The following is a 21,224-nucleotide window of genomic DNA, read 5'->3' as shown; positions in this document are numbered from 1 at the left end:
TACGCGCAAGTGATCCGCTTGCTCTGCTGCGCTCTTGCCGGCGCTGCGAATTTTTGCCATCCAATTGGATTATGAATTCATTATGCGTGTCAAGCGGGCAGCGTCATTATCGCTGCCGGGGGAGCCTGCCGACATGGGCGAGATGATCCGGCCGGGTCTGGCGCGCCGGCTGTCGCGGGAGATCGTCGGCGACGTACATCTCGACCGCTTCACCCGCGGCCGCTACGCAACGGATGCCTCGATCTACCAGATCATGCCGGCAGGCGTCGTCGTGGCGAAGACGACCGGCGACGTCGCGGCGGCGCTCGATGCGGCCCGCGAGGAGGGGCTGGCGCTGACCATGCGGGGCGGCGGCACGTCGCAATGCGGCCAGACGGTCACTTCAGGGCTGATCGTCGACACGTCGAAATACCTGAACCGCCTGCTCGAGCTCGACGTCGCCGGGCGACGCGCGCTGGTCGAGCCGGGCATCGTCCTCGACGATCTCAACCGGCTGCTCAAGCCGCACGGCCTGTGGTTTCCCGTCGATGTCTCGACCGCCTCGCGGGCGACGATCGGCGGGATGGTCGGCAACAATTCCTGCGGCGCCCGCTCGCTGCGCTACGGCACGACGCGCGACAACGTCATCGCCATCGATGCGATCCTCGCCGACGGCACGGTGGGCCATTTCGGCCGACTTGACCAGAACGCCTCAGGCGAGCCGCCGCGCGACCTCGTCGCCGCGATGCTGGCACTCGGCCGGCGCGAGGCGGACGAGATCGCAAGGCGCTTCCCGGCGGTGCAGCGGCGGGTCGGCGGCTACAATCTCGACGCGCTGACGCCGGCCTTCGAGCCAGTGAATCTCGCGCATCTCCTCGTCGGCTCGGAAGGCACGCTCGGCATCTCGACCGCCATCGAGATCGCCCTGTCGCCGCTGCCGAAGCCGACAAGGCTGCTCGGGGCCTGCCATTTCCCGACCTTCTGCGCCGCGATGGAGGCGGCGCAGCACCTGGTGGCGTTGAAGCCGACCTCGGTCGAACTCGTCGATGCGACGATGATCGGGCTCGCCCGGCGGATCGACATGTTCGTGCCGACGCTGGAGGCCTTCGTCGAAGGCGATCCGGCGGCGCTGCTGCTGGTCGAATTCGCCGACGAGCCGGACGAGAACGCCGCCAGCATGGCGGCACTCGAGGACGTGATGGGCGGCCTCGGCTACGGCTTCGGACGCGGCGCGGCGCACGAGGGCGGCGTCGTCGCCGTGTCCGACCTGAAGCTGCAGACGGCGATCGCCGAGTTGCGGGCCGCCGGCCTCAACATCATGATGTCGATGAAGGAGGAGGGAAAGCCGGTCTCCTTCGTCGAGGACTGCGCGGTGCCGCTGGAACACCTCGCCGACTACACCGACCGGCTGACGGCGATCTTCGCGAAGCACGGCACGCGCGGCACCTGGTATGCGCACGCCTCGGAAGGCTGCCTGCACGTGCGGCCGCTCCTCAACATCAAGCTCGACAAGGACGTCAAGGCGATGCGGGCGATCGCCGAGGAGGCGTTCGCCATGGTGCGCGAGTACAAGGGCTCGCATTCCGGCGAGCATGGCGACGGCATCGTCCGCTCGGAATTCCACGCGCAGATGTTCGGCGGCCGGATCGTCGCCGCCTTCGAGGAGGTGAAGGCCGCCTTCGATCCCGGCAACCGGCTCAACCCCGGCAAGATCGTCGCGGCGCCGAAGATGGATGACCGCAGCCTGATGCGCTATCCGCCCGGCTATGCGGTCGAGGACCTGCCCACCGGCTTCGACTGGTCGGCGTGGCCGGGATCGGCGGGCGGGCTGCAGGGCGCCGTCGAGATGTGCAACAACAACGGCGCCTGCCGCAAATCCGCCGGCGCCGTGATGTGCCCGAGCTACCGCGTCACCCGCAATGAACGCGACGTCACGCGCGGCCGCGCCAACACGCTGCGGCTGGCGCTGTCCGGACAGCTCGGGAAGGACGCGCTGCTCTCCGACGAGATGGCCGAGACGCTGCAATTGTGCGTTTCCTGCAAGGCCTGCCGGCGCGAATGTCCCACCGGCGTCGACATGGCGAAGATGAAGAGCGAGGTGCTCTACCAGCGGGGCCGGGCGAAGGGCTATTCGCTGAAGGACCGGCTGATCGCCGGCCTGCCGCGCTATGCTCCGTTCGCCGCGCGGTTTTCCGGTTTGGTCGGACTGCGCGACCGGATCCCGGCGCTGGCGGCGTTGTCGGAGCGGCTGTTCGGCCTGTCGAAGCGCCGCTCGCTGCCGCGCTTCCGGCGCGACTGGTTCCGCGACGTCGAAGGCAGGGTGGCGGGGCGACGGCCGGAAACGAAAGGCGTCGTGCTCTTCGCCGACACGTTCGGGCGCTGGTTCGACCCCGAGACCTTGCGTGCGGCGGTGCGCGTGCTGGAGGCGGCGGGCTATGCCGTGAAAATTGCAGGTGTTCCGGAAGGCGGCCGGGCGCTCTGCTGCGGACGGACCTATCTTGCCGCCGGCATGCTCGACCGGGCGAAGGCCGAGGCCGAGCGCACCATCGCCGCGCTGCTGCCGGAAATCGAACGAGGCTGGAGCATCGTCGGGCTGGAGCCCTCGTGCATCTTCACGCTGCGGGACGAATTCCTGGCGCTGGTGCCGGGCGCGGCGGCCAAGCAGGTCGCCGAGCATGCGCTGCTGTTCGAGGAGTTCCTGATGCGCGAGGACAAGGCCGGGCGGCTTGCCTTGAAGCTGCGCCCGATCGGCCGCCCGGCGCTGCTGCACGGTCACTGCCACCAGAAGGCGTTCGGCGCCATGTCGGCGGTGGAGGCTGCGCTGCGGCTGATTCCGGACCTTGAGTTGTCGGTCGTCGAATCGTCCTGCTGCGGCATGGCCGGCGCCTTCGGCTACGACGCGGCGACGATCGACGTGTCGATGGCGATGGGCGAGCTGTCGCTCTTGCCGGCAGTGCGGGCGGCGCCCGCCGACGCGGTGATCGTAGCCGACGGAACGTCTTGCCGCCACCAGATCGACGACGGTACGAAGCGCCAGGCGATCCATGTCGCACAGGTCCTGGCCGCGGCACTGGACCCCGCCGCAGCGCCGGCCACGCCCCCCCTTCGAGCGGAAGTCAGCTCATGAGCCTTGCCGATACCCGCCTCGACGGCCCGCTCGCCCGGCCGGCGCTCGCGGTCGAACTGACCGACCGGCTGCGCCGGATTATCATGGAGGGCGAGCTGGCGCCGGGCGAGAAGGTGCCAGAGAGACTGCTGACGGAGCGCTTCGGCGTTTCGCGCACGCCGATCCGCGAGGCGATCAAGGTGCTGGCGCATGAGGGCTTCGTGACCTTGCTGCCCAATCGCGGCGCGGTGGTCGCCGCGCAGAGTCTCGCCGAACTCACCGAACTGTTCCCGCTGGTCGCGGTGCTGGAAGGACTGGCCGGGGAACTCGCGGCGACGCACGCCACCGATGCGGAGATCGTCGCGATCTCGGATGATACGGTCCGGCTGCGGGCGGCCTACGAAGATCGCGACCGCCCGGCCTATTTCACCGTCAACCAGGCCATCCATTCCGCGATCCTCGCCGCGGCCCGCAATCCGACGCTGGTCCAGCATCACGCGATCCTGGCGCGCCGGGTCTACCGGGCGCGCTACCAGGCGAATCTGACGCCGGAACGCTGGCTGGCCGCCACGGCTGAGCACGAGGCCATCGCGGCGGCGCTCGAGGCGCGCGACAGCGGACGTCTCGGACGGCTGCTGCGCGAGCATTTGACCCACAAGCTCGAGGCGCTGGCGACCAGCCTCACCGAATAAGGGGAGGCGACTTCATCGCCATCGTGGCGAGGCCGCAGATTATCCTGCCGCAGACGCGTCGCGCTCGTCTTTCGGGATCTTGGCGGGACTCGCGCGGCTGGAGGATTGCTTCCCCGCGCGGCGGCCGAAATCGCGCAGGATCGCCTGCAGTTCCGGTTCCTCAACGAGTTCACTGGCGCGCTGCCAGTTGTGCCACAAGCGGTGACGCTCCGCCCGTTCGGGCCATTCGTCGAGAAGGCGCGAAACCGGTAGGGGGAAGACGGTGACTCGGCAGGCGATCGCGCCGGTCTCGGTTCGTTTCTCGTAGTCGAACGTCCCGAGCGGCGTCTTGTCGGCCTTGCCGACGACGCCCGCCTCTTCGTAGGCCTCGATGGCCGCGGCGCGGTGCGGCCGCCGGTTCTTCATCGGCCAGCCCTTGGGGATCACCCATCGTCCGGTGTCGCGCGAGGTGACCAGCAATATCTCGATGCCGTCGGTACCAGCCCGAAAGGGCAGGGCGGCGAATTGCTTGCGGCGTTTGGTCTTGGGCATGGCGGCATCCGGCTCCGTCGGCGGTGTCCGAATCAAGAGCGCCACCAACCTTACAGGGCGATGCAGCAATCAGGAACGATATTGAGTGTTGAAGTCTTAGATAGTGTCGGATTGCTCCACAACAATTCCCCCGTTGCGCAACAGTTGCGTAGCGGCAGAAAGACGGCATCAGTGTCTGATCCGGCCAAATCAAGACGATGGGCTTGCACAGAGGATGCCCGCCATCCACTTACCATCCACACGGATGGAGGGAATAATTATGGCGACGGTGATCGAGGCGGTCAAAAATCCTGTCGAAAGCGAGAAGATCACGATCAATCTCGGCTTTGTCGATCTGGGGCAGATCGAGCTCTTGGTGAAGGAGGGCTTCTACTCGAACCGGACGGACTTCATCCGCACCGCCATCCGCAACCAGCTCGAGCGGCACGAGGAGGCGGTTCGCCAGTCCGCGGCGCGGCGCTCGCTGGATCTCGGGCTGCGACGGGTGACACGCCAGGATCTGGAGAGCTTCAAGGCGCGGGGCGAAACGCTCGCACTCAACGTCTTGGGGCTCGCGATCATCGATCCGGACGTTTCCGCCGAACTTGCACTCGACACCATCGCCTCGCTGCACGTGCTCGGCTCGTTGCAGGCGAGCCCCGCCGTCAAGGCAGCCCTTCGCGGCCGCATCGGCTGATCGGCCGCGTTCAAATTCACCCCAGGAAGGGGAAGGCATATGAAGCCATTATCTGGAATCGAAATGATGGAAGTCATGCGGCTCACCCGCAAAGGCAGGCTGAACGAGGCGATGGCCCTCCTCGGCGGCACGCGCGGCGCAATGACACCGTCGGCACCGGCTGATAGTGCTTCTTCCGCCCGAACCGCCCCGTCGGCGTTTCCTGCCGGGCTCACCGAGCGGTGGCGCCGAATGGCGGACGCCGGCGCCGTCAGGCGGACGGGCGCCGAGCCGGCCGCGAAGAATGCGGTTCCGGTGCCGGAGGGGGCGCAGTTCATCACGCGGCTGTTCGCCAACACCGCCGGCACGCGGGACTACAAGCTCTACGTTCCAAGCAAGCCTGCCGAGCGCGACCGCGCCCTGATCGTCATGCTGCACGGCTGCACCCAGTCGCCGGACGATTTCGCCGCCGGCACGCGGATGAACGAGCTGGCCGAGGAAGCCGGCTTCCTGGTCGCCTATCCGGTGCAGTCGAAGGCCGCCAACAGCTCCAAATGCTGGAACTGGTTTTCCGCCGCCGATCAGGAGCGCGAGCGCGGCGAGCCGTCGCTGATCGCCGGCATCACCCGGGAAGTCGTCGCCGAGTTCGGCGTCGATCCGAAGCGCGTCTACGTCGCCGGCCTGTCCGCCGGCGGCGCGCAGGCTGCGATCATGGGCGCCACCTACCCGGATGTCTTCGCTGCAGTAGGGGTGCATTCGGGTCTTGCCTGCGGCGCGGCGCGCGACGTCACCTCGGCGTTCTCGGCGATGCGCAAGGGCGGTGCGCCGTCAACGGTACGCGGCGCCGGTGTGCCGACCATCGCCTTTCACGGCGACGGCGATGCCACCGTCAACAAGGTCAACGGCGATCAGGTCATCGCCCAGGCCAAGGCGGGCAACGACTTTACCGCCGACCGGGACAAGGGCACGTCGCCGGGCGGCGTCGGCTACACCCGCACCCGCTTTCGCGACAAGCGGGGCCAAGCGCTGCACGAGCACTGGCTGTTGCACGGCGCCGGTCATGCCTGGGCAGGCGGCAGCAGCGCCGGCACCTATACCGACCCGCGCGGGCCGGATGCGAGCCGCGAGATGCTGCGCTTCTTCCTCGAGCAGGATGGTCCTTCGAACTGATCGCCGGCTTGTCGGCGCGCGACGCTGGCGAGATGATGCGAGGCGCGCGGCGCGGCGGCGCGCGAGAGAGCAGGAGGCGATCCATGGGCGGGGAGGGGCAGGGCGAGACGATCGACTTCGTTCGCCAGGCGGCGTTCGAGGGCGTCGATCCGGCTGCTCTCGATGAGGTCACGACACATATTTCGGTTGTCCAGATCGGTGGCGACCGGGCATTCAAGCTGAAGCGGGCAGTCAAGCTGGGCTATGTCGACTTCGCGACACCGGAGCGCCGGGTCGCCGCCTGCCAGCGCGAGGTCGAACTCAATCGTCGCACAGCGCCCATGCTCTACAAGGGCGTGCGCCGGATCGTCCGCGGATCGGATGGGTGCCTTGCGCTGGACGGCGAGGGGACCCTGGTGGACGCCGTCGTCGAGATGGCGCGGTTCGACGGTGACGGGCTGTTCGACCAGATGGCGATCGATGGCAGGCTAACCGCGCCGCTGATGACGCGGCTTGCCCGCCATGTCGCCGGCTTTCACGCGGGGCTACCCGCGGAGCGCGGCACTGGGGGAGCCGCGGTGATGGCGGGCGTCCTCGACATCAACGAGCGCGCCCTGGCGACCACTACGGTGTTTCCCACTGACGAGGTCGCGGCGTTCAACCGTCGCTTCCGGGCTACGCTATCGGTGCACGCCGCGCTGCTCGACCGGCGCGGCGAGACCGGCAAGATCCGCCGCTGCCATGGCGATCTGCATCTGCACAATATCTGCCTCGTCGGCGGCGAGCCGACGTTGTTCGACTGCCTCGAATTCGACGAGGCGATGGCTACCACCGACATTCTCTACGATCTCGCCTTCCTGCTGATGGATCTGTGGCACCGCGGGCTCGAGGAAGCGGCCAACCTCGTGCTCAACCGCTATCTGGACGAGATCGACGAGACGGAGGGCCTGCCGCTTCTGCCGTTCCTGATGGCCGTCAGGGCCGCCGTCCGCGCCCACGTCACGGCCACCCAGGCTGTTGAAGGCGGTACCGGGGCTGCCCGCCTTGCCGACGAGGCGCGGGCGTATTTCGATCTGGCCCGCGAACTGCTCGAGCCGCGGGCACCGCGCGTGGTCGCCGTCGGCGGGCTTTCCGGCTCCGGCAAGTCGACCGTCGCGGCAGCGATCGCGCCCGAAATCGGCCCGCCGCCGGGGGCGCGGATCGTCTCCAGCGACCGGCTCCGCAAGCGGCTCTTCGCCGTCCCGGTCGAAACCCGGCTACCGGCCGAATGCTACACTGCGGACGTGTCCGACCGTGTCTATGATGCGATGATCGAAACGGCCGAGCGGATCGCCCGACTGCGGCACGGCGTGGTCGCGGACGGGGTGTTCGACCGGCCGTCGGAGCGTGCGCGTATCGCCGCCGCTGCGGAAGCGGCAGGGCTGTCCTTCACCGGGCTGTGGCTCGAAGCGCCGACCGATCGGCTGCTGGAGCGGGTGGCCCGGCGGACCGCTGACCCTTCGGACGCCACCACGGACGTCGTCCGGGAGCAGGTGGCGCGGGACCGTGATCCGGTGGAGTGGGAGGTTCTGCCGAGCGAGGCCTCGATCGAGATCGTCGCCGACCGCGCCCGTCAGCTGATCGTTAGGCGGTAACCGTCGTCCAGAGCCTCAGCCCTGGGAGTCTGCGGCCGGTTCGTCGAGCGCGCCTCGGTCGCCGAACGCGGCAGGGGCCGGCCGTCATATTCCTCGTAGCCGAGCGACAACGCCATGCAGGCCAGCTCGACGGTCTTCGGGATCTCGACCTTCTTGCCGTCGCGATGGCCCTTTTCGTAATACTGGATGACGCGCTTCTTCAGTCCGAGCTTTTCGGCTGCGTCCTTCTGCTTGAGCTCGAGCGACTTGCGCCAGCTCTTGAAGGTCTCAGGGGTCATATTCTCTCCGTCCGCCAGCGGCACGCCGGGATTTAAGTCTGGGGTGAGCTTTCGCCCCGCACAATCGCTTGTTCCGGGGCGTCGGCGACGCGCCGGCCTTCTAGGCCGGGCCCGGTCGGGCTGCAAACGAAAAATATGCACCGAGTGCGCCAAAATCTGTTGACATAGCGCACGAAGTGCACATCTTTATTCGCATGAGACGCGGCTTGCCGATGGCCGCCCAAGCGGAATCCGAAGGGTTCCCCTCGGCGGAAAGGCACGCTGCTTCTGGTTCTTGAGCACAAGAGGAGCGGTAGAATGCTTGCTGATATCATCGTCGGTCGCTCTTCCTACGGCGGCGACCGAGACCGGGACGACCTGCATCGTCACGCCACGTTCAACTGCGGCGTGCGGGCATGGTTCAAGCGCATGATGGCCCGGATAGGCTGGAAGTAAACGCCTGAAGAAATGACTGAAACGACAGCGGCGCCGGATTGCATCCGGCGCCGCTGTCGTTTCGGGGAGGAGAGAGGCGTCCGCGCGATCAGGCGGCGGCGGAGTCCGCGCGGTGCGCGTCGATCATCCGAAAGAAGCGCTGGAAGAGATAGTGCGAGTCCTGCGGGCCGGGCGATGCCTCCGGATGATGCTGCACCGAGAACACCGGCCGATCGGAAAGGCGCAGACCGCAATTGCTGCCGTCGAACAGCGAGCGATGGGTTTCCTCGACGCCCTGCGGCAAGGAGCCGGCCGAGACGGCGAAGCCGTGATTCATCGAGACGATCTCCACCTTGCCGGTGGTGAAGTCCTTGACCGGGTGGTTGGCGCCGTGGTGGCCCTGATGCATCTTCTCGGTCTTGCCGCCGAGCGCCAGTGCCATCAACTGATGGCCGAGGCAGATACCGAACACCGGCACGTCCTTCTCGATCAGCGCCTGGATCGTCGGCACGGCATATTCGCCGGTCGCCGCCGGATCGCCCGGGCCGTTCGACAGGAAAACCCCGTCCGGCTGGTGCGCCATGATCTCGTCGACGGTGGCGGTCGGCGGCACCAGCACGACGCGGGCGCCTTCGCCGGCCATCAGCCGCAGGATGTTGCGCTTGGTGCCGTAGTCGACGGCGACGATCGTGTAGCGGGGCTCGCCTCCCTTGGCGTAGCCGCTGCCCCAGACCCACGGCCGCTCGTCCCAGACCAGCGTCTCGGTCGTCGCGACGTCCTTGGCGAGGTCGAGCCCGACGAGGCCGCTCCAGGCGGCAGCGCGCTGCTGCAGGGCAGGGATGTCGAAATTGCCGTCCGGGTCGTGGGCGATCACCGCGTTGGGCATGCCCTTCTCGCGGATCAGCGCGGTGAGCGCCCTGGTGTCGATGCCCGACAGGGCGACGACGCCGCGCGCCTTCAGCCAGGCGTCGAGATGGCCGGATGAGCGATAGTTCGACGGTTCGGAAATCTCGGCACGGAAGATCGCGCCGACCGCGCCGGCGCCGTTCAGCGGCACCATGTCCTCCTGGTCCTCGTCATTGGCGCCGACATTGCCGATGTGGGGGAAGGTGAAGGTGACGATCTGGCGCGCATAGGACGGATCCGTCAGGATCTCCTGGTAGCCGGTCAGGGCGGTGTTGAAACAGACCTCGCCTTCGATCGCGCCGGGCGCGCCAAGGCCGAATCCCTCGATTACCGTGCCGTCGGCGAGAACCAGCAATCCGGTCGCCTTCCGCTTCGTCCAGCCTTCGGTCATGATGTCTCCAAGCTCTTTCGTCCGCAGGGGTCCGCCTGTCGCGCGTCGCTCTCCCGCAGCCCCGATATCGGCGCAGGGCAGCTATGAGACAAGGGACTTGTGGACCGGTGGGGAAGTCTCTACATCCGCCTTCGGTTGCACCGCAAGAGGCTGGCGCGACCCCAGGACGTCCCGCGGCCGATCGGCCCAAGCGGCAACGCCCGATGCAATCGAGAGACACGACAGAGTCACATTGAGCCGAAGCTGCGGCATTGCGTCCAATTCGGCTTTACCTTCTTCTGCAACAAGTATGCATTACGCTGACGCGGCCCCGTTCGCCGGGACGCGGGCATCGATGCGATAAAAAACGAAAGCCTGACAATGCGCGAGCAACTCGCGGAAGCCCTGACCGCCGCTACCAAGAACCAGGAGCGCCGCCGCGTTTGTACGCTGCGGCTGATCAATGCCGCGATCAAGGATCGCGACATCGCCCAGCGTTCGGCCGGCAGGGACCCGGTGGGCGACGATGACATCCAGCTGATTCTCGCCAAGATGATCAAGCAGCGGATCGAGTCGGCGAAGGCCCACGACGAGAATGGCCAGCCCGATCTCGCCGCGCAGGAGCGCGAGGAGATTGGCGTCATCCGGGAGTTTCTGCCGCCGCAGCTCGGCACCGGCGAAATCGAGCAGGCCTGCAAGAAGGTCGTCGAGGACACCGATGCCAGGGGCCTGCGGGACGTCGGCCGCTGCATGAACGCGCTGAAAGAGCGCTACCCGGGTCAGATGGACTTCAACCAGGCCTCGACCCTGGTCAAGGGCATGCTGCGTTAGAGCGCCCTTATGCCCCGGCGAGGCCAGGCCTCGGGGCGATCAGAAGAACAACACCCAGACCAGCGGCAGGAGCAGCGCCGTCGCCAGGGCGTTCAGCCCCATGGCGAGGCCCGAGAAGGCGCCTGCCACCTCGCTCTCCTGCAAGGCCCGCGCCGTGCCGATGCCGTGCGAGGCAGTGCCCATGGCGAGACCCCGTGCCGCCTCGTCGCGGACTCCGAGCAGGTTGAGCACGACCGGCCCAAGAGCCGCGCCGATGATTCCCGTCAGGATCACGAACACCGCCGTCAGCGACGGCAGGCCGCCGAGCTTTTCGGCGATGCCCATCGCCACCGGTGCGGTTGCCGATTTCGGTGCCAGCGAGGCAAGGCTGACCGCATCGAGCCGCGTCAGCGCGCCGACCGCGAGGGCCGAGGCGATGGCGGTGAGCGAACCGGTGAGGAGGCTCGCCGCGATGGCGAGCGCGCTGCGCCGGACCCGGTCGAACTGCCGATAGAGCGGGATCGCCAGCGCCACGGTCGCCGGGCCGAGCAAAAAGTGGATGAACTGCGCCCCCTCGAAATAGGTCTGGTAGCTCGTGCCCGTCGCCGTCAGTACCGCGACGACGAGCGCCACTGTGACGAGCACCGGGTTGAGCAGCGCCGTCGAGCCGGCCTTTTGATGAAGCCAGACCGCGCCCTGATAGGCGATCAGCGTCATGGTCAGCGCCAGAAGCGGGCTCGCCGCCAGATAGACCCAGACATCGACCAGCGTTTCACCCATCGGAGCGCTCCTTGCGGCCGGGGCCGAGCCGGTTCATCACCAGCGCCGTTACCGTGATGGTCGCCAGCGTCGACACCACCAGCGTCAGGCCGATCGACAGTGCCTCGCCCTCGAGCCGGCCGGCATGCATCATGATGCCGGCGCCGGCCGGCACGAACAGCAGCGACAGGTTGGCGAGCAGCCCGTCGCCGACCTTGCCGAGGCTCACCGGCACGCTTTTGCGCAGCAGCAGGAACGTGAACAGAAGCGCCATGCCGATGACCGGTCCGGGCAACGGCAGGCCGAGCGCGACGGTGATCGCTTCGCCGGCGAGTTGGCATGCGAATATGGCGGTCAGAGCCTGGAGCATCGGACACCCGGATCGTGAGAGGTCGCGTGAGCGTTAGCCGACCTCAAGGCACGGCGAAATGGGCATCACGGTCTTTCAGGCCAGGACCTGCCGCAATCCGCCTATGCTCGGGACATCGCTTCGCCCGGTTGATCTCGCAGGTGCGAAGTGGCATGAACGCCGGACTGCAAGGACCCATTGAATTGGGTGGCTACGCCGGGCGCCCATCCCTCGGCTAACTTCAGACCGACCCGTCGCACACCGGCCGACGCCTCGCTCTCCCGCGCAAGTCAAAAAGAACCCCAATGTTTTCCCTAGAAACACTCCGCCACGAGTGGTTCGGCAATGTCCGCGGCGATCTGCTCGCCGGGCTCGTCGTCGCGCTCGCGCTGATTCCCGAGGCCATCGCCTTCTCCATCATCGCCGGCGTCGATCCGAGGGTCGGGCTCTACGCCTCCTTCTCGATCGCCGTGCTGATCGCCTTTACCGGCGGACGGCCGGGCATGATCTCCGCCGCGACGGCGGCGACCGCCGTCCTGATGATCACGCTGGTTCGCGACCATGGGCTGGAATATCTGCTCGCCACCACCGTCCTGGCCGGATTGCTACAGATCGCGGCGGGCTTTTCGGGGCTCGCCAGTGCCATGCGCTTCGTCTCGCGGTCGGTGATGACCGGCTTCGTCAACGCCTTGGCGATCCTGATCTTCATGGCGCAGATCCCCGAACTCGTCGGCGTTCCGTCGATGACCTACGTCATGGTCGCGGCAGGGCTGGCCATCATCTATCTGTTCCCGCGCCTCACCACGGCGATCCCGTCGCCGCTGGTGACGATCGTCGTCCTGACCGCCGTGTCGCTGTTCTTCGGCCTGGACCTGCGCATCGTCGGCGACATGGGCGAACTGCCTTCGACGCTGCCGTTCTTCCTCATTCCGAACGTGCCGCTCAATCTCGAGACGCTGATGATCATCCTGCCTTATGCGGCGGCGGTGGCGGTGGTCGGCCTGCTCGAGTCGCTGATGACCGCGCAGATCGTCGACGAGCTGACCGACACCGGCTCCGACAAGAACCGCGAATGCGTCGGGCAGGGCATCGCCAACACCGTGACCGGCTTCTTCGGCGGCATGGCCGGCTGCGCGATGATCGGCCAGTCGGTCATCAACGTGAAGTCCGGCGGCCGCGGCCGGCTGTCGTGCTTTGCGGCCGGCGTCTTCCTGCTGTTCCTCATCGTCGTGCTCGGCGACTGGGTCGCGGTGATCCCGATGGCGGCGCTGGTCGCGATCATGATCATGGTCTCGATCGGGACGTTCTCATGGGTATCGCTGAAAGACCTGCGCGACCATCCGCGTCGTTCCTCGGTCGTCATGCTGGCGACCGTCATCACCGTCGTGTGGACGCATAACCTCGCGATCGGCGTGCTCGTCGGCGTCATGCTGTCGGGCGTGTTCTTCGCCTGGAAGGTGGCGCAGATCTTCCGCGTCACGTCCGATCTGTCGGAGCATGGCCGCACCCGGACCTACCGCGTCGAGGGGCAGGTGTTCTTCGCCTCGACCGACCAGTTCGCAAATGCCTTCGACTTCAAGGAATCGCTCGACAAGGTCGTCATCGACGTCGGTGCGGCGCATATCTGGGATCTCTCCGGCGTTGCGGCCCTCGACCGGGTGGTGCTGAAGTTTCGGCGGGAAGGCGCCGAGGTGGAAATCCTCGGCCTCAACGAAGCGAGCGCGACGATCGTCGACAAGCTCGCCATCCACGACAGGCCCGGGGCGATGGACAGCCTCTCGGCCCACTAGGGAGGATTGCCATGAACAAGATCATCGCCTGCATCGACGGGTCGAACTACGCGACGAGCGTCTGCGACCACGCAAGCTGGGCCGCCAAGCGGCTCGACGTGCCGGTGGAAATCCTCCACGTGCTCGGCCGGCGCGAGGTCTCGAGCCGGCCGTTCGACCTCAGCGGCAGTCTCGAACTCGGTGGCCGTGAGGCGTTGCTCGCCGAGCTCGCCGAGCTCGACGCGCAGAAGGCCAAGCTCGCCAACCGGCGCGGTCGGCTGATCCTCGAGCAGGCGGCGGCGCGCGTGAAGGCCGACGGCGTGTCAGAGGTGACCGAGCGGTTGCGCAACGGCGAGGTCACCGACGCGATCAAGGAGATCGAGCCGGAGGCGCGACTGGTGGTCATCGGCAAGCGCGGCGAGGCCGCCGACATGGCCAAGGGCCATCTCGGCTCCAATCTCGAGCGGGTGGTGCGTTCGATGACGAAGCCGCTGCTGGTCGCTTCGCGCGCCTTCCAGCCGATCGAGCGCTTCATGGTGGCGTTCGACGGTGGCCGCAGCTCGCCGATGATCGTCGAGCGGCTGCTGGCGAGCCCGCTGCTCAAGGACGTCGCCTGCCATCTGTTCATGGTCGGCGACGGCAGCGGCGAGGCCGGGCAACGTCTCCACGTCGCCCGCGAGCAGCTCGCTGCGGCCGGCTATGACGTCACGGTCGGCGTGGAGAGCGGCGATCCGGAAACGGTGATTGCCGAGAAGGTCAAGCGCGACGGTATCGGCCTGCTGGTCATGGGCGCCTACGGCCATTCGCGGATCCGCAACCTGATCGTCGGCTCGACGACGACGGCGCTGATCCAGGCCTGCACCGTGCCGGTGCTGGTCATCCGCTAGCCACTCTCCGAGACAAGATGGGGGTTGCGCCGCTGCCGGTGCGATCCCCATCCCATTCCCCGTCCGAACGCGCTATCACCGCGCCATGCGCTTCCCGCCCGCCTTTCTCGACGACATCCGTGCCCGCGTTCCGATTTCGGACGTCATCGGCCGGCGCGTCGCGTGGGACCGGCGCAAGTCGCAGCCGGGGCGGGGCGACTACTGGGCCTGCTGCCCGTTCCACGGCGAAAAAACCCCGTCCTTCCACTGCGAGGATTCCAAAGGCCGCTACCATTGCTTCGGCTGCGGCGTCTCGGGCGACCATTTCCGCTTCCTGACCGAGCTCGAGGGCCTGTCCTTTCCCGAGGCCGTCGAACGGCTGGCCGGGGAGGCCGGGCTCGCCATGCCCGCGCGCGACCCGGAGGCCGAGCGGCGCGAGGAGACCCGTGCCACGCTGGTCGACGCGCTGGAGCACGCGTCGCGCTATTTCCAGGCGATGCTGCAGGAGGCGGATGGCGCCAAGGCACGGGCCTATCTGCGCGACCGGGGTCTCCACCCGCAGACCCAAAAGGCCTTCGGGCTCGGCTACGCGCCCGACTCGCGCAACCGCCTGAAGGAATTCCTCGCCCAGAAGAATGTCGGCAAGGCGGAGATCGAGGCGGCAGGCCTCGTCGTCCACGGCGAGGGCATCGCCGTCTCCTACGACCGGTTCCGCGACCGGATCATGTTTCCGATCCTCGACCTGCGCGAGCGGCCGATCGCGTTCGGCGGCCGGGCGCTGTCGTCGGACGTCTCGGCGAAATACCTCAACTCGCCGGAATCGGAGGTCTTCCACAAGGGCCAGGTGCTGTTCAATCTCGCCCGCGCGCGGCGCGCCGCCAAGGCTGCCGGCACGCTGGTGGTGGTCGAGGGCTACATGGACACGATCATGCTCGCCCAGGCCGGGATCGAGCACGCCGTCGCGCCGCTGGGCACGGCGCTCACCGACCGTCAGCTCGATCTGCTCTGGCGCGTCACCAGCGAGCCGATCCTCTGCTTCGATGGCGACGCCGCGGGCGTCAAGGCCGCGCACCGGGCGGCCGAAACCGCTCTGCCGGCGCTCAAGCCCGGCCGCTCGCTGCGCTTTGCGCTCTTGCCCGAAGGCAAGGATCCCGACGACCTGATCCGCGAGGGCGGCGCCGAGGCGATGCAGGGTGTCCTGTCGGCGGCCCGGCCGCTCTCCGACATGCTTTGGTCGCGCGAGACCGCCGGCGGCGACTACGACACGCCGGAGCGGCGGGCCGATCTCGAGCACCGGCTGAAGGCGACGCTGCGCCAGATCGGCGACGAGAGCGTGCGCCGCCATTATCTGGCGGATGCCGACGAGCGGCTGCGGAGCTTCTTCGGCGCGGCTCGCGAGGCGCGGGGCGGCGGAAGGCGGCAGGGCGGCGATCGTGATCGAGTGCAGGGCGGGCGCCCCGGCGCGCGGGGCGGTGGCGGCAGTCCCCAGGGCGCGCGGCGATCGGCGATCTCGGAGCGGCTCGCCCGCTCCAGTCTGACAAGGCCGGGCAAGGCGCCCGAGGCGGCCTTGCGCGAGGTCGCGATCGTGCTCGGCTTCATCAACCATCCGGTGCTGATCAACGAGGCCTTCGACTATTTCGCCGACCTCGCATTGCCGGACGGCGAACTCGCCAAGCTGCGCACTGCGGTGCTCGACGCCTATGCCGAGGCGCAGACGACGTCGCGCGATGCGCTGCTGGTCGCCATCGACGCGCGCGGCCTGAGGCCGGTCTACGACCGGCTGCTGCAGCGGCTGCGCGACCTGCGACTCTGGCCGTTCCTGTCCGACGCGGCACCCGAGGACGCGATGGAGGCGGTGCGCCAGGCGCTCTATCTCTCGCACCGCTCGCTGGCGCTGCGGCAGGAACTGCGAGACGCCGAGGCAGCGCTCGGTCGCGACCCGACGGAAGCTGCCTTCGCCCATCTGATGGAGGTCAAGCGCGAACTCGACCAGGTTGACGGCACGGAAGCGCTGATTGAGGGCTTCGGCCTCTTGTCGGGACGGCCTGCCACCTCAATATAGGGAAAACAAAACCCTGCGAGGCCGACACCGGCTGGTCGTCCATTGCCTTCAAGCCGTTGACACATCATATGAGGCCGGTCGACAGGGTGGTTCGATCCAACCTGACCTTGATTTATTGCCCACTCGCCCCTTCTTGAGGGCGCTGCCGCATTCGGGCCCTGTCCCGGAAGGCGAGCGCATCATGGTTAGGCGAGTGTTAACGGCTGCCGCCGTAGACTCTCCCGCACGGTGCGCCGCTGGATGAGCGGTTCGAGACGGCGGGACGTTCATGGCGCCCGAACTGGAGAATAGAATACATGGCAACAAAGGCCAAAGAGAGCGAGGCCCCGATCGAGGAGCGCGCCGACGCGACACCTGACGGTCCCCTGCTCGACCTGTCCGATGATGCCGTCAAGAAGATGATCAAGGCCGCGAAAAAGCGCGGCTTCGTCACGATGGAAAAGCTGAACTCGATGCTGTCGGCGGACGATGTCACGTCCGAGCAGATCGAGGACATGATGACCATGCTCAGTGACATGGGCATCAACGTCGTCGAAGACGACGAGGAAGCGGAAGGCGAGGAGACCGCCGAGGCGGCGGAGACCACCGAGGTCGCCGAGACCGGCCCGACGCAGGTCGCCACCACCCCCAAGAAGGAAGCCGGCGACCGCACAGATGACCCGGTGCGCATGTATCTGCGCGAGATGGGCTCGGTGGAACTGCTCAGCCGCGAGGGCGAGATCGCCATCGCCAAGCGCATCGAGGCCGGCCGCGAGACGATGATCGCGGGTCTCTGCGAGAGCCCGCTGACCTTCCAGGCGATCATCATCTGGCGTGACGAGCTCAACGAGGGCAACATCATGCTCCGCGAGATCGTCGATCTCGAGGCGACCTATGCCGGGCCCGAGGCCAAGCAGCCGACCGCGCCGACGCCGGGCGAGGCGGCCCCCGTCGCCGAGGCGCCTGCAGCAGCCGCTCCCGGCAGTGACGACGACGACGACGAAGACGACATGGATAACTCGCTGTCGCTGGCGGCGATGGAGGCCGAGATCCGGCCGCAGGTCATGGAGACCTTCGACCAGATCGCCGACGGCTATCGCCGGCTGCGCAAGCTGCAGGACCAGCAGGTCGAGAACCGCCTGGCCGCCCAGGGCACGCTGTCGCCGAGCCAGGAGCGGTCCTATCGCAAGCTGAAGGAAGACCTGATCGCGGCGGTCAAGAGCCTGTCGCTGAACCAGAACCGCATCGACGCGCTGGTCACCCAGCTCTACGACATCAACAAGCGCCTCGTCGGCAACGAAGGCCGGCTGCTGCGCCTCGCCGAATCGCACAGCGTCAAGCGCGACGAATTCCTGCACGAGTACCAGGGCTCCGAGCTCGACCCGAACTGGACGCGCCACATCGCCAATCTCTCCGGCAAGGGCTGGCTGAAGTTCGTCCAGGCGGAGAAGGAGAACATCAGGGCGCTGCGCCAGGAGATCCAGAACCTCGCCACCGAGACGGGCCTGGAGATCACCGAGTTCCGCCGCATCGTCCACATGGTGCAGAAGGGCGAGCGCGAGGCCCGGCAGGCGAAGAAGGAAATGGTCGAGGCGAATCTGCGGCTCGTGATTTCCATCGCCAAGAAGTACACGAACCGCGGCCTGCAGTTCCTGGACCTGATCCAGGAGGGCAATATCGGCCTGATGAAGGCCGTGGACAAGTTCGAGTATCGCCGCGGCTACAAGTTCTCGACCTACGCCACGTGGTGGATCCGGCAGGCGATCACCCGTTCGATCGCCGACCAGGCGCGCACGATCCGCATCCCGGTGCACATGATCGAGACGATCAACAAGATCGTCCGCACCTCGCGCCAGATGCTGCACGAGATCGGCCGCGAGCCGACCCCGGAGGAGCTGGCCGAGAAGCTGGCGATGCCGTTGGAGAAGGTCCGCAAGGTCCTGAAGATCGCCAAGGAGCCGATCTCGCTCGAGACCCCGGTCGGCGACGAGGAAGATTCGCATCTCGGCGACTTCATCGAGGACAAGAACGCCATCCTGCCGATCGACGCGGCGATCCAGGGCAATCTGCGCGAGACGACGACGCGCGTGTTGGCATCGCTCACGCCGCGTGAGGAACGTGTCCTGCGGATGCGCTTCGGCATCGGCATGAACACCGACCACACGCTGGAAGAGGTCGGCCAGCAGTTCTCGGTGACGAGAGAGCGCATCCGGCAGATCGAGGCGAAGGCGCTGCGCAAGCTCAAGCACCCGTCGCGGTCGCGCAAGCTGCGCTCGTTCCTCGACAGCTGATGTCGTTCCTCAAGAAGCTCTTCGGCGGTGGCGGCGGCTCCAGCGAGCCCGCCGCCCCGCGCATCGCCGCAACCGAGACCTACGAAGGTTTCGCGCTGGCCGCGACGCCGATGCCGGAAGGCGGCCAGTTCCGCCTTGCGGCCACGATTACCAAGACTGTTGCCGGGGAGGAAAAGATCCACCGGCTGATCCGCGCCGATCTCTTCACCTCCGAGGATGAAGCGGCGCAGGCCGGCCTGCGCAAGGCGCGGCAGGTGGTGGACGAGCAGGGCGAGGGGATGTTCGGCTGACGCCGGCATCAGGGCAGCCGGTGCTTTCCCCGGCGGCCCGCCTCGGCTAGGTCTCTCCCGACGAACTGGGGAGAGACATCGTGACACTCAAAGACAAGACCATCTTCATGTCGGGCGGCTCGCGCGGCATCGGCCTGGCGATCGCGCTTCGGGCAGCGCGCGACGGCGCCAACGTCGTCGTCGCGGCCAAGACTGACAGCCCGAACCCGAAGCTGCCCGGCACGATCCATTCGGCCGTCGAAGAGATCGAGGCGGCGGGGGGCAAGGGCCTCGGCGTCGTCTGCGACATCCGCGACGAGGCGCAGGTCGAGGCCGCGGTGGCGGCGGCGGTGGAACGCTTCGGCGGCATCGACATCTGCATCAACAATGCCTCCGCCATGGCGCTGACCGGTACGCTCCAGACCGAGATGAAGCGCTACGACCTGATGAACGGCGTCAACGCGCGCGGCACGTTCCTTGTCTCCAAGACCTGCATCCCGCATCTGAAGCAGGCCGAGAACCCGCATATCCTCAACCTCTCGCCGCCGCTCGACATGAGCGCCAAGTGGTTCCGCAACCATGTCGCCTACACGATGGCGAAGTTCGGCATGTCGATGTGCACGCTCGGCATGGCCGAGGAATTCCGCAAGGACGGCATCGCGGTGAACTCGCTGTGGCCGCTGACGGCGATCGACACGGCGGCGGTCCGCAACGTCCTCGGCGGGGATGCCATGGCGAAGATGAGCCGCTCGCCGGAGATCGTCGCGGACGCTGCCCACGCCATCCTCAGCCGGCCGTCGCGCGAGGCGACCGGCCAGTTCTACATCGACGAACTGGTGCTGATGGAGGAAGGCGTGAGCGACTTTTCCGTCTACGGGCCGCAGGGCGGCGGCGAGCCGGTCGCCGATTTCTTCGTGCCGGACTGGGTGTTCGACAAGGTGTCGAGCAAGGTCAGCCACATGCTCGGCTGAGGGACGCGGGCGAGGGGACGCCGGCGGGCTGAATGCTGCATGAATGGCGGCTTCGGCACCGGTTCAGCGCTCTGCGTCTAGGGTCAATCCTGTCGAACCCGCCGCGCCCTGCGGCCGACCCGACAGGAGATGCCCCGATGTTCTCGACCCTCGCCCGTTCGCTCGCCGTCGCCGCCACGCTGACCATCGGCGCCATGGCCACCGCCGCCCCGGCTGCCGCCGACAGTTTCCGCTTCGGCGTCACCATCGGCAATGCGCCGGTCCATCATGTCCGCGACCACCGCCCGCACCGGCCGGCGCTCTGCGCGCCGGGCCAGGCACTGCGCAAGGCCGAGCGGATGGGCGTGCGCCGCGCGCATGTGCGGAACGTCAATCGCCGCGCCGTGGTGGTCGCCGGCCGCTCGCGCGGCGATCATACCCTGGTGCGCTTCGCCCTCGCCCCGGGCTGCCCGGTGATCAGCTTCCGCCGCTGAACCAGTTCTGAAACAGCCGGGGGGCGGGTGCTGTCGCATCCGCCCCCTTTGCTTTGCGTGGCACCGGGACGGCTACTCGCCGATGGCGAAGACCATGCTGACGCTGGCGTTGAAGCTGTTCTCGCCGGCCTCGACGGGCACGCTCTCCGCGGCCCCGTTGGCGCGCATCTTCATCGTCGCGAACGGCATCGGCGGCGGCGCCATACCGACATTCTCGTGGATTTGGCGAACCGTCCCGAGCGTCACGCCGGCGGCTTCGGCGATCAGCCGGGCCGTGGCGGTGGCGTCGGCGACCGCGTCCTTCAAGGCCGCATCCTCCACCGGGCCTGGCTCGGCGAGATCGAAGCGGATCTCGCCGCCCTGGTTGACGCCGAGCGTCACCGCCTGGTCGAGGATCTCGCCGAGCCGCGCCAGGTCGCGCACCCGCACGGTCAGCGTGTTGCGGACCTCGTAGCCGACGATCGTCGGCGGCTGCTGACTGCCCTCGGTATTGTCGTAGCGATATTGCGGATTGATCGAGAAGCCGGATGTCTGCAGGTCGCGGTCCTCGGCGCCGAGTTCGCGCATCCCGCCGCTCACTTCCCGCATCGCTTCGTTCGCCTGGTCGAGGGCAGCGCGCGCCGTCTCGGCCGTCCGCAGCACGGTGAAGGTCGCGAGCGCCTGGTCGGGCCGGGCGCTGGCCTCGCCGGTGCCGGTGACGGTGATCGTCGGCGGGGTCGGCGAGCCGGTCTCCTGCGCCAAAGCCGGCAGCGGCGCGGTCAGCATGAAAACGAGGGCGAGGGCGGTATGGGTTCGGCGCATGGGACAGTTCTCCGATTCGGGTCGAGGCGCCGTTTCTAGGCAGGCATTGCGGCGGCAAACCGTCCGTCCCCACCTTTGCGGCAGCAGCCGACGCTTCCTTCCACACCGCGC

20 protein-coding genes and 1 other annotated feature are annotated in these 21,224 nt (G+C 67.6%); of the genes, 14 read left to right on the top strand and 6 right to left on the bottom strand.

The annotated features are described in order from the left end of the window. Positions 1–133 precede the first annotated feature (133 nt). Positions 134–3,106 (top strand): FAD-binding and (Fe-S)-binding domain-containing protein, encoded by a 2,973-nt coding sequence (locus tag GTW51_RS01845; protein ID WP_163042165.1) that lies wholly within the window; start codon positions 134–136, stop codon positions 3,104–3,106. Then, on the top strand, positions 3,103–3,777 hold the full coding sequence (locus GTW51_RS01840; protein ID WP_163042164.1) for a GntR family transcriptional regulator: 675 nt from the start codon (positions 3,103–3,105) through the stop codon (positions 3,775–3,777). Before GTW51_RS01845 ends, GTW51_RS01840 begins: the two co-directional genes overlap by 4 nt. 39 nt (positions 3,778–3,816) lie before the next feature. Here the strand turns inward: GTW51_RS01840 and GTW51_RS01835 are convergent, their stop codons facing one another. Continuing rightward, a complete protein-coding gene (locus tag GTW51_RS01835; RefSeq protein WP_163042163.1) occupies positions 3,817–4,308 on the bottom strand; it encodes an NUDIX hydrolase in 492 nt (163 codons plus the stop codon). Between the two features lie 259 nt (positions 4,309–4,567). Between GTW51_RS01835 and GTW51_RS01830 the strand changes: the two genes are divergently transcribed. The 3 genes from GTW51_RS01830 to GTW51_RS01820 all read left to right on the top strand — a co-directional run bounded on the left by GTW51_RS01830 (position 4,568) and on the right by GTW51_RS01820 (position 7,746). Then, on the top strand, positions 4,568–4,984 hold the full coding sequence (locus GTW51_RS01830) for a CopG family transcriptional regulator (protein WP_163042162.1): 417 nt from the start codon (positions 4,568–4,570) through the stop codon (positions 4,982–4,984). A gap of 39 nt (positions 4,985–5,023) precedes the next feature. Then, entirely contained in the window at positions 5,024–6,133 is a 1,110-nt protein-coding gene (locus GTW51_RS01825) for an extracellular catalytic domain type 1 short-chain-length polyhydroxyalkanoate depolymerase (RefSeq protein WP_163042161.1), read from the top strand. Between the two features lie 83 nt (positions 6,134–6,216). Next, entirely contained in the window at positions 6,217–7,746 is a 1,530-nt protein-coding gene (locus tag GTW51_RS01820; RefSeq protein WP_163042160.1) for a bifunctional aminoglycoside phosphotransferase/ATP-binding protein, read from the top strand. Here the strand turns inward: GTW51_RS01820 and GTW51_RS01815 are convergent. Further along, on the bottom strand, positions 7,725–8,024 hold the full coding sequence (locus GTW51_RS01815; RefSeq protein ID WP_163042159.1) for a helix-turn-helix domain-containing protein: 300 nt from the start codon (positions 8,022–8,024) through the stop codon (positions 7,725–7,727). The genes GTW51_RS01820 and GTW51_RS01815 overlap by 22 nt on opposite strands. 297 nt (positions 8,025–8,321) lie before the next feature. Here GTW51_RS01815 and GTW51_RS01810 point away from each other — a divergent pair, with 297 nt between their 5' ends. Next, entirely contained in the window at positions 8,322–8,459 is a 138-nt protein-coding gene (locus GTW51_RS01810) for a hypothetical protein (RefSeq protein ID WP_163042158.1), read from the top strand. Positions 8,460–8,547: 88 nt separating this feature from the next. Here the strand turns inward: GTW51_RS01810 and carA are convergent, their stop codons facing one another. Further along, positions 8,548–9,735 carry a glutamine-hydrolyzing carbamoyl-phosphate synthase small subunit gene (gene carA, locus GTW51_RS01805; RefSeq protein WP_163042157.1) on the bottom strand — a complete coding sequence of 396 codons (1,188 nt, stop codon included), beginning with the start codon at positions 9,733–9,735 and terminating at the stop codon, positions 8,548–8,550. A gap of 360 nt (positions 9,736–10,095) precedes the next feature. Here carA and GTW51_RS01800 point away from each other — a divergent pair, with 360 nt between their 5' ends. Next, the gene (locus tag GTW51_RS01800; RefSeq protein ID WP_163042156.1) at positions 10,096–10,545 is read left to right on the top strand and encodes a GatB/YqeY domain-containing protein; all 450 of its coding nucleotides are present in this window, start codon (positions 10,096–10,098) and stop codon (positions 10,543–10,545) included. 39 nt (positions 10,546–10,584) lie between these two features. Here GTW51_RS01800 and GTW51_RS01795 read toward each other — a convergent pair whose 3' ends face one another. Beyond that, positions 10,585–11,304, bottom strand: coding sequence for an LrgB family protein (locus GTW51_RS01795; protein ID WP_163042155.1), 720 nt, complete (start codon positions 11,302–11,304; stop codon positions 10,585–10,587). Next, a complete protein-coding gene (locus tag GTW51_RS01790) occupies positions 11,297–11,653 on the bottom strand; it encodes a CidA/LrgA family protein (protein ID WP_163042154.1) in 357 nt (118 codons plus the stop codon). Before GTW51_RS01790 ends, GTW51_RS01795 begins: the two co-directional genes overlap by 8 nt. Positions 11,654–11,820: 167 nt before the next feature. Further along, positions 11,821–11,873: a sequence feature (sul1 is cis-regulatory element that is thought to sense ions involved in sulfur or methionine metabolism; They are found in Alphaproteobacteria), on the top strand. A gap of 64 nt (positions 11,874–11,937) precedes the next feature. Between GTW51_RS01790 and GTW51_RS01785 the strand changes: the two genes are divergently transcribed. The 7 genes from GTW51_RS01785 to GTW51_RS01755 all read left to right on the top strand — a co-directional run bounded on the left by GTW51_RS01785 (position 11,938) and on the right by GTW51_RS01755 (position 20,312). Continuing rightward, a complete protein-coding gene (locus GTW51_RS01785; protein WP_163042153.1) occupies positions 11,938–13,422 on the top strand; it encodes a SulP family inorganic anion transporter in 1,485 nt (494 codons plus the stop codon). A gap of 11 nt (positions 13,423–13,433) precedes the next feature. Then, on the top strand, positions 13,434–14,288 hold the full coding sequence (locus GTW51_RS01780) for a universal stress protein (RefSeq protein ID WP_163042152.1): 855 nt from the start codon (positions 13,434–13,436) through the stop codon (positions 14,286–14,288). An 85-nt stretch (positions 14,289–14,373) separates the two neighbouring features. Further along, positions 14,374–16,329, top strand: a complete 1,956-nt coding sequence (gene dnaG, locus GTW51_RS01775) for a DNA primase (RefSeq protein ID WP_163042151.1) — start codon at positions 14,374–14,376, stop codon at positions 16,327–16,329. A gap of 296 nt (positions 16,330–16,625) precedes the next feature. Next, on the top strand, positions 16,626–18,599 hold the full coding sequence (gene rpoD, locus GTW51_RS01770; protein ID WP_163042150.1) for an RNA polymerase sigma factor RpoD: 1,974 nt from the start codon (positions 16,626–16,628) through the stop codon (positions 18,597–18,599). Further along, on the top strand, positions 18,599–18,889 hold the full coding sequence (locus GTW51_RS01765; protein ID WP_163042149.1) for an HlyU family transcriptional regulator: 291 nt from the start codon (positions 18,599–18,601) through the stop codon (positions 18,887–18,889). Before rpoD ends, GTW51_RS01765 begins: the two co-directional genes overlap by 1 nt. Before the next feature lie 80 nt (positions 18,890–18,969). Continuing rightward, on the top strand, positions 18,970–19,839 hold the full coding sequence (locus GTW51_RS01760; RefSeq protein WP_163042148.1) for an SDR family oxidoreductase: 870 nt from the start codon (positions 18,970–18,972) through the stop codon (positions 19,837–19,839). A gap of 137 nt (positions 19,840–19,976) precedes the next feature. Beyond that, entirely contained in the window at positions 19,977–20,312 is a 336-nt protein-coding gene (locus GTW51_RS01755) for a hypothetical protein (protein WP_163042147.1), read from the top strand. Between the two features lie 72 nt (positions 20,313–20,384). Here GTW51_RS01755 and GTW51_RS01750 read toward each other — a convergent pair whose 3' ends face one another. Beyond that, positions 20,385–21,113, bottom strand: coding sequence for an SIMPL domain-containing protein (locus tag GTW51_RS01750; protein WP_163042146.1), 729 nt, complete (start codon positions 21,111–21,113; stop codon positions 20,385–20,387). Positions 21,114–21,224: the final 111 nt, after the last annotated feature.

Origin of the sequence: Aurantimonas aggregata (genome assembly GCF_010500835.1) — a bacterium.
Classification (GTDB): Bacteria; Pseudomonadota; Alphaproteobacteria; order Rhizobiales; family Rhizobiaceae; genus Aurantimonas; species Aurantimonas aggregata.
Note: the sequence above shows the minus strand (reverse complement) of the source record. Positions and strands in the feature narration are given on the sequence as shown.